Source organism: Amnibacterium sp. (assembly GCF_036559085.1).
GTDB lineage: Bacteria > Actinomycetota > Actinomycetes > Actinomycetales > Microbacteriaceae > Amnibacterium.
This window is the reverse complement of the sequence record NZ_DATBTU010000012.1, coordinates 28,262-41,146: the sequence shown is the minus strand read 5'-3', so window position 1 is coordinate 41,146 and position 12,885 is coordinate 28,262. Positions and strand designations below refer to the sequence as shown.

16 protein-coding genes and 1 tRNA gene are annotated in these 12,885 nt (G+C 72.1%); 11 read left to right on the top strand and 6 right to left on the bottom strand.

The window, feature by feature from the left end; genetic code table 11:
- Positions 1 to 16 precede the first annotated feature (16 nt).
- A complete protein-coding gene (locus VIG76_RS01830) occupies positions 17 to 490 on the bottom strand; it encodes a DUF4383 domain-containing protein (protein ID WP_331950432.1) in 474 nt (157 codons plus the stop codon).
- Positions 491 to 715: 225 nt separating this feature from the next.
- On the opposite strand from VIG76_RS01830, the gene VIG76_RS01825 reads away from it, so the two are divergent.
- Positions 716 to 1,357, top strand: coding sequence for a DUF2510 domain-containing protein (locus VIG76_RS01825; protein WP_331950430.1), 642 nt, complete (start codon positions 716 to 718; stop codon positions 1,355 to 1,357).
- A gap of 33 nt (positions 1,358 to 1,390) precedes the next feature.
- On the opposite strand, the gene VIG76_RS01820 is transcribed toward VIG76_RS01825, so the two are convergent.
- Positions 1,391 to 1,464, bottom strand: a tRNA-Gly gene (locus VIG76_RS01820).
- 72 nt (positions 1,465 to 1,536) lie between these two features.
- On the opposite strand from VIG76_RS01820, the gene dcd reads away from it, so the two are divergent.
- The gene (gene dcd / locus VIG76_RS01815; protein WP_331950428.1) at positions 1,537 to 2,133 is read left to right on the top strand and encodes a dCTP deaminase; all 597 of its coding nucleotides are present in this window, start codon (positions 1,537 to 1,539) and stop codon (positions 2,131 to 2,133) included.
- On the opposite strand, the gene idi is transcribed toward dcd, so the two are convergent.
- Positions 2,130 to 2,657 carry an isopentenyl-diphosphate Delta-isomerase gene (gene idi, locus VIG76_RS01810; RefSeq protein WP_331950426.1) on the bottom strand — a complete coding sequence of 176 codons (528 nt, stop codon included), beginning with the start codon at positions 2,655 to 2,657 and terminating at the stop codon, positions 2,130 to 2,132. The genes dcd and idi overlap by 4 nt on opposite strands.
- A gap of 111 nt (positions 2,658 to 2,768) precedes the next feature.
- Here idi and VIG76_RS01805 point away from each other — a divergent pair, with 111 nt between their 5' ends.
- The 7 genes from VIG76_RS01805 to VIG76_RS01775 are packed head-to-tail and all read left to right on the top strand — an operon-like array spanning position 2,769 to position 8,221.
- Entirely contained in the window at positions 2,769 to 3,647 is an 879-nt protein-coding gene (locus tag VIG76_RS01805) for a phytoene/squalene synthase family protein (RefSeq protein ID WP_331950424.1), read from the top strand.
- Entirely contained in the window at positions 3,644 to 5,242 is a 1,599-nt protein-coding gene (crtI, locus tag VIG76_RS01800; RefSeq protein WP_331950422.1) for a phytoene desaturase family protein, read from the top strand. Before VIG76_RS01805 ends, crtI begins: the two co-directional genes overlap by 4 nt.
- The gene (locus VIG76_RS01795) at positions 5,239 to 5,562 is read left to right on the top strand and encodes a lycopene cyclase domain-containing protein (protein WP_331950420.1); all 324 of its coding nucleotides are present in this window, start codon (positions 5,239 to 5,241) and stop codon (positions 5,560 to 5,562) included. Before crtI ends, VIG76_RS01795 begins: the two co-directional genes overlap by 4 nt.
- Entirely contained in the window at positions 5,559 to 5,864 is a 306-nt protein-coding gene (locus VIG76_RS01790) for a lycopene cyclase domain-containing protein (RefSeq protein ID WP_331950418.1), read from the top strand. The genes VIG76_RS01795 and VIG76_RS01790 overlap by 4 nt, the downstream gene beginning before the upstream one ends.
- 1 nt (position 5,865) lies before the next feature.
- Positions 5,866 to 6,726: a prenyltransferase gene (locus VIG76_RS01785; protein ID WP_331950416.1), complete on the top strand. Its 861-nt coding sequence runs from the start codon at positions 5,866 to 5,868 to the stop codon at positions 6,724 to 6,726.
- A gap of 38 nt (positions 6,727 to 6,764) precedes the next feature.
- The gene (locus VIG76_RS01780; protein WP_331950414.1) at positions 6,765 to 7,259 is read left to right on the top strand and encodes a DUF427 domain-containing protein; all 495 of its coding nucleotides are present in this window, start codon (positions 6,765 to 6,767) and stop codon (positions 7,257 to 7,259) included.
- A gap of 56 nt (positions 7,260 to 7,315) precedes the next feature.
- A complete protein-coding gene (locus tag VIG76_RS01775; protein ID WP_331950412.1) occupies positions 7,316 to 8,221 on the top strand; it encodes a rhomboid family intramembrane serine protease in 906 nt (301 codons plus the stop codon).
- Positions 8,222 to 8,234: 13 nt separating this feature from the next.
- Here the strand turns inward: VIG76_RS01775 and VIG76_RS01770 are convergent, their stop codons facing one another.
- From VIG76_RS01770 to VIG76_RS01760, 3 genes are read right to left on the bottom strand one after another with little or no spacing between them, the layout of a single operon-like run.
- Positions 8,235 to 9,563 (bottom strand): MFS transporter, encoded by a 1,329-nt coding sequence (locus VIG76_RS01770; protein ID WP_331950410.1) that lies wholly within the window; start codon positions 9,561 to 9,563, stop codon positions 8,235 to 8,237.
- A gap of 54 nt (positions 9,564 to 9,617) precedes the next feature.
- Positions 9,618 to 9,878, bottom strand: coding sequence for a hypothetical protein (locus VIG76_RS01765; protein ID WP_331950408.1), 261 nt, complete (start codon positions 9,876 to 9,878; stop codon positions 9,618 to 9,620).
- Complete coding sequence (locus tag VIG76_RS01760; RefSeq protein ID WP_331950406.1) at positions 9,875 to 10,189, bottom strand: DUF7882 family protein; 315 nt, start codon at positions 10,187 to 10,189, stop codon at positions 9,875 to 9,877. Before VIG76_RS01760 ends, VIG76_RS01765 begins: the two co-directional genes overlap by 4 nt.
- Before the next feature lie 231 nt (positions 10,190 to 10,420).
- Here VIG76_RS01760 and dnaK point away from each other — a divergent pair, with 231 nt between their 5' ends.
- Both dnaK and VIG76_RS01750 read left to right on the top strand, forming a co-directional pair.
- A complete protein-coding gene (gene dnaK / locus VIG76_RS01755; RefSeq protein WP_331950403.1) occupies positions 10,421 to 12,292 on the top strand; it encodes a molecular chaperone DnaK in 1,872 nt (623 codons plus the stop codon).
- Positions 12,289 to 12,885 carry a nucleotide exchange factor GrpE gene (locus tag VIG76_RS01750; RefSeq protein ID WP_331950401.1) on the top strand — a complete coding sequence of 199 codons (597 nt, stop codon included), beginning with the start codon at positions 12,289 to 12,291 and terminating at the stop codon, positions 12,883 to 12,885. The genes dnaK and VIG76_RS01750 overlap by 4 nt, the downstream gene beginning before the upstream one ends.

The window sequence follows — 12,885 nt, the reverse complement described above, 5'->3', positions numbered from 1 at the left end:
TCCCCTCGTCCGGCGCTCAGGCCGCGGCCATGCGCTCGGCGGGAGCGGTGCGGCGGTCGGCGCCGAGGCCGACGGCGAGCAGGACGATCGCGGTGGCGAGGTGCAGGAAGTGGTCGGGCGTGTTCAGCGACAGGAAGTTCAGCGCCGAGTCGTGGTTCGCCGCGAGGAAGAACCCGAAGATGCCGAGGATCAGGTAGACCGCCCCGACCGTGGTGTTCGCGGCCTTCGCCGCCGGCGCGTTCGCCGTGCCCGCGATGAGCAGCGCGATGCCGATCAGCAGGTGGGCGACGTTGTGCAGCGGGTTCACCTCGAAGATGCCGAGGATGAGGTTGCTGGAGCCGTCGCCCGGGCCCGCGAACGGGACGCCCGAGGTCCAGAAGAAGCCGAGCAGGCCGACGAGCGCGTAGACCGCGCCGAAGAGGGTCGCGACGATGCGGTTGGGCGAGGCGCCGAAGCGGGTACTCCGGGCCGGGCCCGCGGTGGTGGACATGGGTGGTTGCCTCCTTCAGTGCACGGGACGTGCCGTGCACGGTGGTGTTCGGATACCTGGGACCGTACGGATTGCTCCCATCCGGCGCCGATACGGCGCCAAGGATGCAAGCGAGCGTTGAGGGTTTCCTGATGCTTCACCAGGCCCGAACTGGGGGACGCGACGACGCGCCGCCGCTGACCACCATGGACGTGTTCCGCCTGACCGGAGAGGCATCAGCACCGCATGACGCGTCTCGATATCGCGCCGAGGGCCGCCGGGTGGTACCCGGACCCGCGCGGCACGTCGGCGACCCGCTTCTGGGACGGGTCGGAGTGGACCCAGCACGTGAAGGGCACCGGCATGCGCTTCGCTCCCCCGGCCACCGGGACCGCCGTGGAGCCGGGTGCCATCGCGCCGCTCGTCACCCTGCCGCGGAACGGCGCCGCGACGGCGGCGCTGGTGCTCGGGATCGCGTCGCTCGTCGTGAACCTCCTGCTGATCCCGTCGATCCTCGCGGTCGTGCTCGGCGTGGTCGGGCTCGTCCGCGGCACACGGTTCGGCGGCTCGGGCGAGGGCCGGGCGATCGCCGGCATCCTGCTCGGTGTCGGCGGCGCGCTGGCGGTGCTGGTGGAGCTCGTGCTGCTGGCCCCGGTGCTGCTCGGGCTGCAGCACGAGGCTCGGATCCCGGCGCTGCGTTCCACGGTGATCAACCAGGCGGCGACGCAGGGCGTTCGGCTGAGCGACGTCACGTGCCCGGCGACGGTCGACCCGCGCACCCCGGGGCGCTTCACCTGCGAGGCGTTCGGCGCCGACGGGGCGCATCTCAGCATCGCGGTGACGGTCGCCGAGGGTGGCGCGTGGACCTGGCGGGCCTCCCGCGGCTGAGCGTCCGGGGGAGGAGATCCCGGGGAGAGGAGGTGGAGCGGGCGACGGGAATCGAACCCGCACTACCAGCTTGGGAAGCTGGAGTTCTGCCATTGAACTACGCCCGCATGACGCCGCATCGGCGCCGGGTCCCGATGGTACCGGACGGGCCGTCCCGACGCGTTGCTAGGGTCGTGCCCGTGCTGCTGTCGGACCGCGACATCCTTTCGGAGCTCGACCAGGGGCGCGTCGTGCTGGACCCGTACGATCCGGCGCTGCTGCAGCCGTCGAGCTTCGACGTCCGGCTCGACCGGCTCTTCCGCCTGTTCGACAACCACAAGTACGCGGTCATCGACCCGGCCGAGCACCAGCCCGAACTGACGCGGCTGGTGGAGACGCGGGGGGACGAGCCGTTCATCCTGCATCCGGGGGAGTTCGTCCTCGGGTCGACGTACGAGCAGGTGACGCTGCCCGACGACATCGCGGCGCGGCTCGAGGGCAAGAGCTCGCTCGGCCGGCTCGGGCTGCTCACCCACTCGACGGCCGGGTTCGTCGATCCCGGGTTCACGGGCCACATCACCCTCGAGCTCTCGAACGTCGCGACGCTGCCGATCAAGCTCTGGCCGGGGATGAAGATCGGGCAGCTCTGCTTCTTCCGGCTCAGCTCGCCGGCGATGCGCCCCTACGGGTCGGGGGAGTACGCGTCGCGGTACCAGGGGCAGCGCGGCCCGACGGCGTCCCGGTCGTACCTCAACTTCCACCGCACGGACGTGCCCTCGCATGAGGGCCACTCCTAGCGGGCGGCGGCGGCCAGCGCGGGGAGCTGCAGGGTCAACCACGGGCTGAAGGCCCACGGGGTCGCCGTGACCGCCTCGGCGAGCCGCACCGGGTCCGCCCAGCGGAACTCCATCACCTCGTCGGGGTCGGGCAGCACGTCGTCCTGCGTCGTCGCGGTGTACACCGGGCAGATCTCGTTCTCCACGATGCCCGCAGCATCCGTGGCGATGTACCGGAAGTCGGGCACGGCGAGCTCGAGCGCCGAGACCGTGATGCCGAGCTCCTCGAGGGCGCGGCGGCCGACGGCCTCCTCCATCCGCTCGCCCGGCGCGGGATGCCCGCAGAACGAGTTCGTCCACACGCCGGGCCAGGTGCGCTTGCCGATGGCGCGACGCGTGACGAGCAGGCGGCCCTCGTCGTCCGAGACGTGGCAGCTGAAGGCGAGGTGCAGGGGCGTCTCCGCGCTGTGCACCGTGGCCTTGTCGGCCGTGCCGATGGGGGTCCCGTCGTCGGCGAGCAGGACGACCAGCTCGGGATGGTCCACTGTTCGCTCCGCTGTACCCTTGGCTCCGTGACCAGCGGCGGCGCCCCCCTGCGGGGGCATCGCGCTGCGCTGACGTCGAGACTAGTCCCGGCGCGGAAGGTCGACTGAGCCGTGGTCGCGGGTGCCTTGAAGCGCTACGAGCGCGCCGCCTGGCGGTCCTCGGCCGTCGTCATCGCCGAGTACTCGACCTCGTTCGGGCTCGCGACCCGCATGCTCCGCCCGACCACGCGGCGCCACATCCGTGACGTGTACGCCCTGGTCCGGCTCGCCGACGAGGTGGTCGACGGCGTCGCCGCCGAGTCCGGCCTCGGGCCCGACGAGGTCGCCGCGGCGCTCGACGCGCTGGAGGTCGACACCTACCGGGCGATGGCGACCGGCTACTCCACCAACCTCGTGGTGCAGGCGTTCGCGTCGACGGCGCGGGCCGTCGACATCCGCGAGGAGATCGTGCGGCCGTTCTTCACCTCGATGCGGATGGATCTCGACCACGCGACCCACACGCCCGAGTCGTTCGCGACCTACGTCTACGGCTCCGCGGAGGTCGTCGGGCTCATGTGCCTCCAGGCGTTCCTCGCTGAGGGACCGCCACCCTCTCCGGAGAACCGGCCGACGCTCGAGGCCGGCGCCCGACGGCTGGGGGCGGCGTTCCAGAAGGTCAACTTCCTTCGCGATCTGGCCGCCGACTCCGGCGGCCTCGGGCGCGCGTACTTCCCGGGAGTCGAGCCGGCCGAGCTCGACGAGGCGGCCAAGGCCGCGATCCTCGACGACATCGACGCGGACCTCGACGCCGCTGCGGCGACCCTGCCGCTGCTGCCCCGCGGGCCCCGGCGGGCCGTGGCGCTCGCGCACGCGCTCTTCGCCGAGCTCGCCGAGCGGATCCGCCGGACGCCGGCCGAGCGGCTGCGCACCACGCGGGTGCGGGTGCCCGACCTCGTGAAGCTGCGCCTCGCGGCGCTCGCCGTCGTCGACCGCCTGCCGAGGAAGCGATGACCGGCCAGCGGGCCGTCGTGATCGGCGGCGGGATCAGCGGGCTCGCGACCGCCGCGCTGCTCGCGGAGGAGGGCTACGAGGTCACGCTGCTCGAGGCTCGCGACGCCGTCGGCGGCCGGGCGGGGGAGTGGGACACCGACGGCTACCGCTTCGAGACCGGGCCGTCCTGGTACCTGATGCCGGAGGTGTTCGACCACTTCTTCAAGCTGCTCGGCACCAGCGCCGACGAGCAGCTGGAGCTGACGAAGCTGGACCCCGGGTACCGCGTGGTGTTCGAGCCCGAGGGCGGGCGGCCCGCCGAGGTGGTCGACGTGCTCGGGGACCGCGAGCGCAACCTCGCCGTGGCGGAGTCGCTCGAGCCCGGCGCCGGCAAGCGCCTCGACGCCTACCTCGACTCCGCCGCGTGGGTGTACGAGACGGCGAAGCGGTTCTTCCTCTACACGACGTTCGCCGACCTGAAACCGCTCGCCACCCGGGAGGTCCTCACGGGGCTGCCGCGGCTCGTCCCGATGCTCGCGCTCTCGCTGCACCGGTACGTGACCCGCCGCTTCAAGGATCCGCGGCTCGCGCAGATCCTGCAGTACCCGGCCGTGTTCCTCGGGAGCTCGCCCTATGCCACTCCGGGTATGTACCACCTGATGAGCACGCTCGACTTCGAAGGGGGGGTCCTGTACCCCAAGGGCGGCATCACCGCGCTGATCGACGCGGTGCGGCGGCAGGCGGAGGAGCGGGGCGTGCGGATCCGCACGGGCACCGCCGCGGACCGCATCCTCACGGATGGCGCGGTCGGTGCGAAGCCGCGGGTGACCGGGGTGCGCACCGAGGACGGCGACGTCGTGCCGGCCGACGTGGTCGTCGCCGCCATGGACCTGGAGGCGGCCGAGCGCCGCCTGCTGCCGCAGGCGCTCCGCACCTACGACGCCGACTGGTGGCGTCGCCGCACGCCCGGCCCGAGCGCGGTGCTGGTCCTGCTCGGCGTCCGCGGGGCGCTGCCGGAGCTGCTGCACCACACGCTGCTGTTCACGAAGGACTGGGACGCGAACTTCGCCGCGGTGATGCCGAAGCGCGGGGCGCCCGTCCCGCCGCTGCCCGAGCAGCTCTCGATCTACGTCTGCCGGCCGAGCGCGACCGACGACGTCGCGCCGCCGGACCACGAGAACCTCTTCGTGCTGGTGCCGATGACGCCCGATCCGGCGATCGGCCGCGGCGGCGTCGACGGCACGGGCTCGGCCGAGGTGGAGCGGATCGCCGACGGTGCCATCGACCAGATCGCGCAGTGGCTCGACATCCCCGATCTCCGGGAGCGCATCGAGGTGCGCCGCACCATCGGGCCGGCGGACTTCGCCGAGGACCTCGCCGCCTGGCAGGGCACCGCGCTCGGGCCGGCGCACACACTCGGCCAGAGCGCGCTGTTCCGCGCGGGCAACGTGAGCCGCCGGGTCGACGGGCTGCTCTTCGCGGGCGGGTCGACGATCCCCGGGATCGGCCTGCCGATGTGTGTGATCAGCGCCGAGCTCGTGCTGAAGCGGCTCCGCGGCGACACCACGGCCGGTCCGCTGCCCGAGCCGGTGCCGGCGCCCGTCCCCACCGCATGAACGGGCTCTACCTGGCGGCCCTCTGCGTCTCGATCGCCGGGCTGCTCGTCCTCGACGCACGGCTGCGCCTCTTCGTGTTCGCCGCCCCGCTCCGCGCGCTCGCGGTGCTCGCGGTGGGCGTCGCGGGGTTCCTGCTCTGGGACCTCGCGGGCATCCGGCTCGGCATCTTCTTCGAGGGGAACCACGCGCTGCTGGTCGGCGTGGACCTCGGCCGGAACCTGCCGCTCGAGGAGGTCTTCTTCCTCGTGCTGCTCTGCCTGACCGCGATGGAGGCCGCCACGTTCGCGGCGCGGCTGCTCACCGCGAGGGCTCGCCCGTGACCACCTACGCGCTGCTCGCCCTCGGCGTGCTGATCCCGGTCGCCGCGGTGTCACTCGTCGTGCTCGTCCGTGCGGGCCGCGTCGTGCTGCTGTCCGCCTTCGCGGCGGTGGGAGTGCTGCTCGTCGCCACCGCGGTCTTCGACTCCGTGATCGTCGCTACGGGCATCGTCGGCTACGACGGCTCCCGCATCCTCGGGCTCCGCATCGGGGCGGCGCCGATCGAGGACTTCGCCTACCCGCTCGCCGCCGGCCTCGCCCTCCCGGCGCTCTGGTGGCTGCTGCGGCCCCGCGGACGGGCGTGACGTGCTCCGCCAGCTGCTGACCGCATCCCGCCCCCTCTCCTGGGTCAACACGGCCTATCCGTTCGCGCTCGCGCTCCTGCTGCTGCAGCAGCCCGTGGCGCTCCTGCCGCTCGTCGTCGGCACCCTCTACTTCCTCATCCCGTACAACCTGGCGATGTACGGGATCAACGACGTCTTCGACTACGAGTCGGATCTGCGCAACCCGCGCAAGGGCGGCGTCGAGGGCGCGGTGCTCGACCCGCGGTATCACCGCCCGATCCTGATCGCGGTCGCCGCCACGAACGTGCCCTTCCTCGTCGCGCTCGTGCTCCTCGGCGGTCCCGCCTCATGGCTCGTGCTCGCCATCTCGGTGTTCGCGGTCGTCGCGTACAGCGCGCCCCGGCTCCGCTTCAAGGAGCGCCCGGTGCTCGACTCGATCACCTCGAGCACGCACTTCGTCAGCCCCGCCGTCTACGCGGTCGCCCTCGCCGGGCACGCCCCGGACGCCCGGACCGTGCTGCTGCTCGTCGCGTTCTTCTGCTGGGGGATGGCGAGCCACGCGTTCGGGGCGGTGCAGGACATCCCCGCCGACCGGGCGGGCGGCATCGGCTCCATCGCGACCGTCTTCGGGGCCCGCGCGACGGTGCTCATCGCGTTCGCCCTCTACGCCGCCGCAGGGGTGCTCGCCGCATGCTCCGGATGGCCGACGTCGCTCGCCGCGGCCGTCGCCCTGCCGTACCTCGCGATGTGCGCGCCGTTCCTCCGCATCGACGACGCCCACGCCGAGGAGGCCAACCGGGGGTGGCGGCGCTTCCTCGCGATCAACTACGGCGCCGGGTTCCTCGTGACGATGCTGGCGATCGGCGGGGTGGCGCTCTCCTGACGCGCAGCGGCGCTGCCGACCGCGCGCACAATGGGGAGATGCGCAGCGTGCAGCGGGTCGAGCCCGGCCCGGGCCAGGAGTCGGTCTGGGACTACCCGCGGCCGCCGCGGGTCGAGGCGACCACGGACCGCATCCGCATCCGGCTCGGCGGGGAGACGGTCGTCGACACGACCGACGCCGTCCGTGTGCTCGAGACGAGCCACCCGCCCGTGTACTACGTGCGGCGCGACGAGGTGCACGCCGACCTCGTGCCCGCCCCCGGCGCGAGCTTCTGCGAGTTCAAGGGCGCTGCCCGCTACCTCTCCATCGCCGCCGGGGACCGCGCCGAGGCGGGTGCGGTCTGGTACTACCCGTCCCCGGCGCCCGGCTACGAGGCGCTCGCCGACCGCGTCGCGGTCTACCCGGCGCGGATGGACTCGTGCGAGGTCGCAGGCGAGACCGTACAGCCGCAGGACGGCGACTTCTACGGCGGCTGGATCACCTCGCGGGTCGTCGGCCCCTTCAAGGGAGCGCCGGGGACCCTCGGTTGGTGAGTCGCCCGACGCGCCGGGTCGCGGGATCCGCCCACACCAGGCAGAATCCCTGACTTGTGACCACCGAGCGCACCGACCTCGAGGTCGACCCCTCCGTCTGCTACCGGCACCGTGACCGGCACAGCTGGACGCTCTGCGCCCGCTGCGGTCGCACCATCTGCCCCGAGTGCCAGATCCCGGGCGCCGGTGGCGTCCGCTGCGCGCCCTGCGTGGCGGAGGAGGGCGGCCGCGTCTCGTGGCAGCCGGTCGGCGGCCCGCCGCCGAAGGCGGCACGCACCCGCCGCTCCCGTGCCCGGGCGCGGTCCCTGCCGATGGCGGCGCCGTCGTGGCTGACGGCCACGGGCGCGCCGGTCAGCATCGGCGTGCTCGGCGCCTCCGTCGCGGTCTGGCTCGCCGGGTTCTTCACGGGGGACCTGCCCGTGATCTGGCTCGCGGCGCTGCCCGGCACCGGCTGGCAGCTCTGGCGGTTCATCACGGCGCCGCTCGCCTCGCCCGCCGCGCTCGACATCAGCGTCATCCTCTCCTTCGTGCTCCAGAGCGCGTTCTGGTTCCTGTCCGCGCCGCAGGCCGAGCGGATGCTCGGGCGCCGGCCCTTCGTCGAGCTGCTGATCGCCTCGACGCTCGTGGGCTCCGCGGCCGCGCTCCTCTCGGGGCAGGCCGCCTACGGGCTCTTCGGGCCCCTGTTCGGCGTGTTCGCCGCCGTGCTCGTGCTCGTCTGGCCCGAGGCCCAGGTGCGCAACCGGTTCCTCGTGATGATCGGCGTGAACCTGCTGCTCATCCTCGTCATCTCCCGCGGCCAGGGGCTGCCCGAGGTCATCGGCGCGATGCTCGCGGGCGCCGGCCTCACCGCCTTGCGCCAGCGCGCCGCCGATCGGCCGCTGCCGAAGCCGTGGACCCCGCAGCTCATCGTCGGGGGCGCGGCGGCCGTGCTCGTGCTGCTCGCGGCGCTCGCCGCCTCCTGAGCCGGGGCGGCCGTCAGGTCGCGCGCGCGCCCCGCACGGGGATCAGCAGCACGAGCCCCACGGCGAGCACGAGCACGATGCCGAGGATCCCGAACGACCGGTCGCCGGTCACCTGGATGAAGAGCGCGAACAGCGCGGGCGCCAGGAAGGTCGCCACGCGGCCCGTGGTCGCGTAGAGCCCGAACAGCTCGCCCTCCCGGCTCACCGGCGCCAGGCGGCCCAGCAGCGATCGACTGGCCGATTGCGCGGGCCCCACGAAGCAGCAGAGCACCAGGCCGCCGATCCAGAAGGCGATCGTGCCGGCGTCGCGCGCCACGAACACGGCGAGGCCCGCCACGACGAGGCCGACCAGGGACACGAGGATGACCGGCTTCGGACCGAAGCGGTCGTCGAACCGGCCGGACAGCAGGGTCGACAGCCCCGCGACGACGTTCGCGGCGACACCGAAGATCAGCACCTGACCGAAGCCGAAGCCGAACACGGTCGAGGCGATCACGGCGCCGAAGGTGAAGACGCCGGTGAGCCCGTCGCGGAAGACGGCGCTGGCGACGAGGAAGCGGAGCAGGTTGCGGTCGGTGCGCCACAGCACGGCGACGTCGCTGAGGAGCTTGCGGTAGGCGGCGAGCACCCCGCGTCGCGGCAGCCCTGCGGCCGGCGGCGAGTCGGGCACCGCGAGCAGCACCGGGACGGCGAACACCGCGGTCCACACGGCGCAGACCAGCGCGCAGATCCGGATGTCGAGCCCGCCGTCGTCGGTCACGCCGAGCAGCTGCGGGCCCTGCGGGATGAGGGTCGCGTAGAGGACGAGCAGCAGCACGATGCCGCCGAGGTAGCCGGACGCCCAGCCGACGGCGCTCACGCGCCCGATCGTGCGTGGCGTGGAGATCGTGAGGAGCATCGCGTTGTAGTTGACGCTCGCGATCTCGTAGGCGACGGTGCCGACGCAGACCAGCACGACGCCCGGGACGAACCAGCCCGGCTCCGCGGCGACGAGCGACATGGCGAGCATCGCGACGACGACCACAGCCGTGCCGAGGCCCACCCCGCGGCGGCGGCGACCGGTCGCATCCGCCCGCTGGCCCAGCACGGGCGCGAGCACGGCGACGACGATGCCCGCGATCGCGAGGCCGAGCCCCAGGCCGCTCGACAGCGCCGACTTCGCGGACTGGAACGCAGTGGAGCCGTGCGGGGCGCTCGAGGCGACGAACCGGTCGCCGGTCAGGTAGACGGTGAACACGAAGGTCGTGATCACGGCGTTGAACGCCGCCCCGCCCCAGTCCCATGCGGCCCAGGCCGCCACCACGCGACGTCGGATCGTGGGCGCCTGCGCCAGCGCGGTCATGCGCTCAGCGTAGGGGCGGCGGACGAGCCGAGGAGCGCCCAGTTCGGGGCCGGGTCAGAGGAGCGGGTCGTGCTCGACCGGCGGCTCCGCCACGGCGGAGTCCGACGCCTCGGTCGCCTCGTCGTACAGTGCGATCGGTACCCCGGGCGAGATCCGCAGGAAGGCGACCACACCGCGGCCGAAGCCGGAGGTCACCTCGAGCCAGGGGTCGTCACCGGTCAGCGCCGCGTCGATGCGGCGGCGGATGTCGACGCTGTCGACATCCGGGATGGTGAACTCGTGGCCGTCGTAGAGGATCCGGACCCGCTGCTTCACGTCTCGTGCCTCGGCTCGGGGGGCTCGGGCACCACATGCAGCCCGGCGGAGGAGTTGGCGGTCTGCAGCAGCGCCTCGACCCAGACCCGGTTGATGACGGGCTGCTTGCCGCCGAAGTACTTGAACACGAGCGGCAGCGCCGGGTGCAGCCAGATCGTCGTGCGGCCGTCGCCCACCGCGGCCTCGTCGCGCCAGCTGAAGGCGAACGACTCGCCGCGCCGCAGCTTCGTCGTGATGACCATCTGCAGGTGGGCGAGCAGGCGGTCGTCGAAGTCGACCACGATCGTGGAGTCGTACGTCAGCTTGCCCATGGCGCGCACCTCCCGCCGTCTGGCCCAACCTTCGCAGGAAACCCGGGGTTGTCAACCGGGACGATCCCGGGAATGCATGCCGCGCCTGCGAGTTGAGTATCAGTGACTCAACTTCTGTGATTCGGATTCGACATCGTCGAGCGCCGGACGTAGGGTTGAGCCCTCAGGACGCAACTCCGTACAGGACGACCCGTCCTGCCCACAGACCCCCAGATGAAGGAGAACAACCCCATGGCTCGTGCCGTAGGCATCGACCTCGGAACCACGAACTCGGTGGTGTCCGTGCTCGAGGGCGGCGACCCGGTGGTCATCGCGAACGCGGAGGGCTTCCGCACCACCCCGTCGGTCGTCGCATTCACGAAGGACGGCGACGTGCTCGTCGGCGAGACGGCGAAGCGTCAGGCCGTGACCAACGTCGACCGCACCATCTCGTCCGTCAAGCGCCACATGGGCACCGACTGGACGACCACGATCGACGGCAAGAAGTACACGCCGCAGGAGATCTCGGCCCGCATCCTCGGCAAGCTGAAGCGCGACGCCGAGCAGTACCTCGGCGACACGGTCACCGACGCCGTGATCACCGTGCCGGCGTACTTCAACGACGCCGAGCGCCAGGCCACGAAGGACGCCGGCGAGATCGCGGGCCTCAACGTGCTCCGCATCATCAACGAGCCGACCGCTGCGGCGCTCGCCTACGGCCTCGACAAGGGCCGCGAGGACGAGCTGATCCTGGTCTTCGACCTGGGCGGCGGCACCTTCGACGTGTCCCTGCTCGAGGTCGGCAAGGACGAGGGCTTCTCGACCATCCAGGTGCGCGCCACCGCCGGTGACAACCGGCTCGGCGGCGACGACTGGGATCAGCGCGTCGTCCAGCACCTCATCAAGAAGTTCAAGGAGACGACGGGCGTCGACGTCTCGAAGGACAAGATCGCGCTGCAGCGCCTCAAGGAAGCCGCGGAGCAGGCGAAGAAGGAGCTGTCGAGCTCGACCTCGACCTCGATCCAGCTTCCCTACCTGTCCCTGACCGAGAACGGCCCGGCGAACCTCGACGAGACGCTCACCCGCGCCCAGTTCGAGAACCTCACCTCGGACCTGCTCGACCGCACGAAGAAGCCGTTCAACGACGTCATCGCCGAGGCCGGCGTGAAGGTCGCCGACATCGCGCACGTCGTGCTCGTCGGCGGCTCGACCCGCATGCCCGCGGTCGGCGAGCTCGTGAAGTCGCTCACCGGCGGCAAGGAGCCGAACAAGGGCGTCAACCCGGACGAGGTCGTCGCCGTCGGCGCCGCCCTGCAGGCCGGTGTGCTGAAGGGCGAGCGCAAGGACGTCCTCCTCATCGACGTGACCCCGCTCTCCCTCGGCATCGAGACCAAGGGCGGCATCATGACGAAGCTCATCGACCGCAACACCGCGATCCCGACCAAGCGGAGCGAGACCTTCACCACCGCGGACGACAACCAGCCGTCCGTCGCGATCCAGGTCTTCCAGGGCGAGCGCGAGTTCACGCGCGACAACAAGAACCTGGGCACGTTCGAGCTCACCGGCATCGCGCCGGCGCCGCGCGGCATCCCGCAGATCGAGGTCACCTTCGACATCGACGCGAACGGCATCGTGCACGTGTCCGCGAAGGACAAGGGCACCGGCAAGGAGCAGTCGATGACGATCACGGGCGGCTCGAGCCTCCCGAAGGACGACATCGAGCGCATGGTCCGCGAGGCCGAGGAGCACGCCGCGGAGGACAAGCGGCGTCGCGAGGCCGCCGAGGTGCGCAACTCCGCCGAGCAGCTGGTCTACTCGATCGAGAAGCTCATCAAGGAGAACGACGACAAGCTGCCCGCGGACGTGAAGGACGAGGTGCAGGGCGACGTCGACTCGCTGAAGACGGCGCTCGCCGGCAGCGACGACGACGCGGTGAAGGCCGCGTTCGACCGGCTGTCGCAGAGCCAGACGAAGCTCGGCCAGGCGATCTACGCCCAGTCCCAGGCGAGCGAGTCGACCGGCGGCGCCGAGTCCGGCCAGCAGGCAGGCGCGTCCGGCTCCTCCTCCGACGACGACATCGTCGACGCGGAGGTCATCGACGAGGAGAACGGACCGCATCGATGACCGATCCGAACGAGCAGAACGAGGGGATGCCCGGTCAGGTGCCGGGCACCCCGGACGGCGACGAGTTCATCGCCGCTGAAGGCCCGGACGTCGAGACCAAGTTCAGCGACGCCGACCAGGCGTTCCTGGACGGCCTCGACGCGGGTGACGCGGGCGAGCCCGGCGAGTCCGCCGGTCCCGTCGATGAGCACCTCGAGGACCTCCGCCGTGTCACGGCGGAGTACGCGAACTACCGGCGCCGCGTCGAGCGGGAGCGGACCGTGGAGCGGGAGCGCGCCGTCGGCGACGCCGCCCGCGTGATCCTGCCGGTGCTCGACGACCTCGACCGGGCGGAGGCCCACGGCGACCTCGCCGAGGGCGGTCCGCTCACCGCGATCGCGCAGAAGCTGCGCGGCGCCGTCGGCAAGCTCGGCGTCACCCCGTTCGGGGAGAACGGGCAGGTCTTCGACCCGCGTGAGCACGACGCGATCTTCCAGCGCGAGAACCCGGCGGTCGAGCGGGCCACGGTGTCCGACGTCGTCGAGCGGGGCTACCGCATCGGCGACACGGTCCTCCGCCCCGCGAAGGTCGTCGTCGACACCCCCGCCTCGTAG

Coding starts and splice junctions, on each gene's coding strand:
- VIG76_RS01830 (WP_331950432.1), bottom strand. CDS start 490: ATGTCCACCACCGCGGGCCCGGCCCGGAGTACCCGCTTCGGCGCCTCG.
- VIG76_RS01825 (WP_331950430.1), top strand. CDS start 716: ATGACGCGTCTCGATATCGCGCCGAGGGCCGCCGGGTGGTACCCGGAC.
- crtI (WP_331950422.1), top strand. CDS start 3,644: ATGACCGGCCAGCGGGCCGTCGTGATCGGCGGCGGGATCAGCGGGCTC.
- VIG76_RS01795 (WP_331950420.1), top strand. CDS start 5,239: ATGAACGGGCTCTACCTGGCGGCCCTCTGCGTCTCGATCGCCGGGCTG.
- VIG76_RS01780 (WP_331950414.1), top strand. CDS start 6,765: ATGCGCAGCGTGCAGCGGGTCGAGCCCGGCCCGGGCCAGGAGTCGGTC.
- VIG76_RS01770 (WP_331950410.1), bottom strand. CDS start 9,563: ATGACCGCGCTGGCGCAGGCGCCCACGATCCGACGTCGCGTGGTGGCG.
- VIG76_RS01760 (WP_331950406.1), bottom strand. CDS start 10,189: ATGGGCAAGCTGACGTACGACTCCACGATCGTGGTCGACTTCGACGAC.
- dnaK (WP_331950403.1), top strand. CDS start 10,421: ATGGCTCGTGCCGTAGGCATCGACCTCGGAACCACGAACTCGGTGGTG.
- VIG76_RS01750 (WP_331950401.1), top strand. CDS start 12,289: ATGACCGATCCGAACGAGCAGAACGAGGGGATGCCCGGTCAGGTGCCG.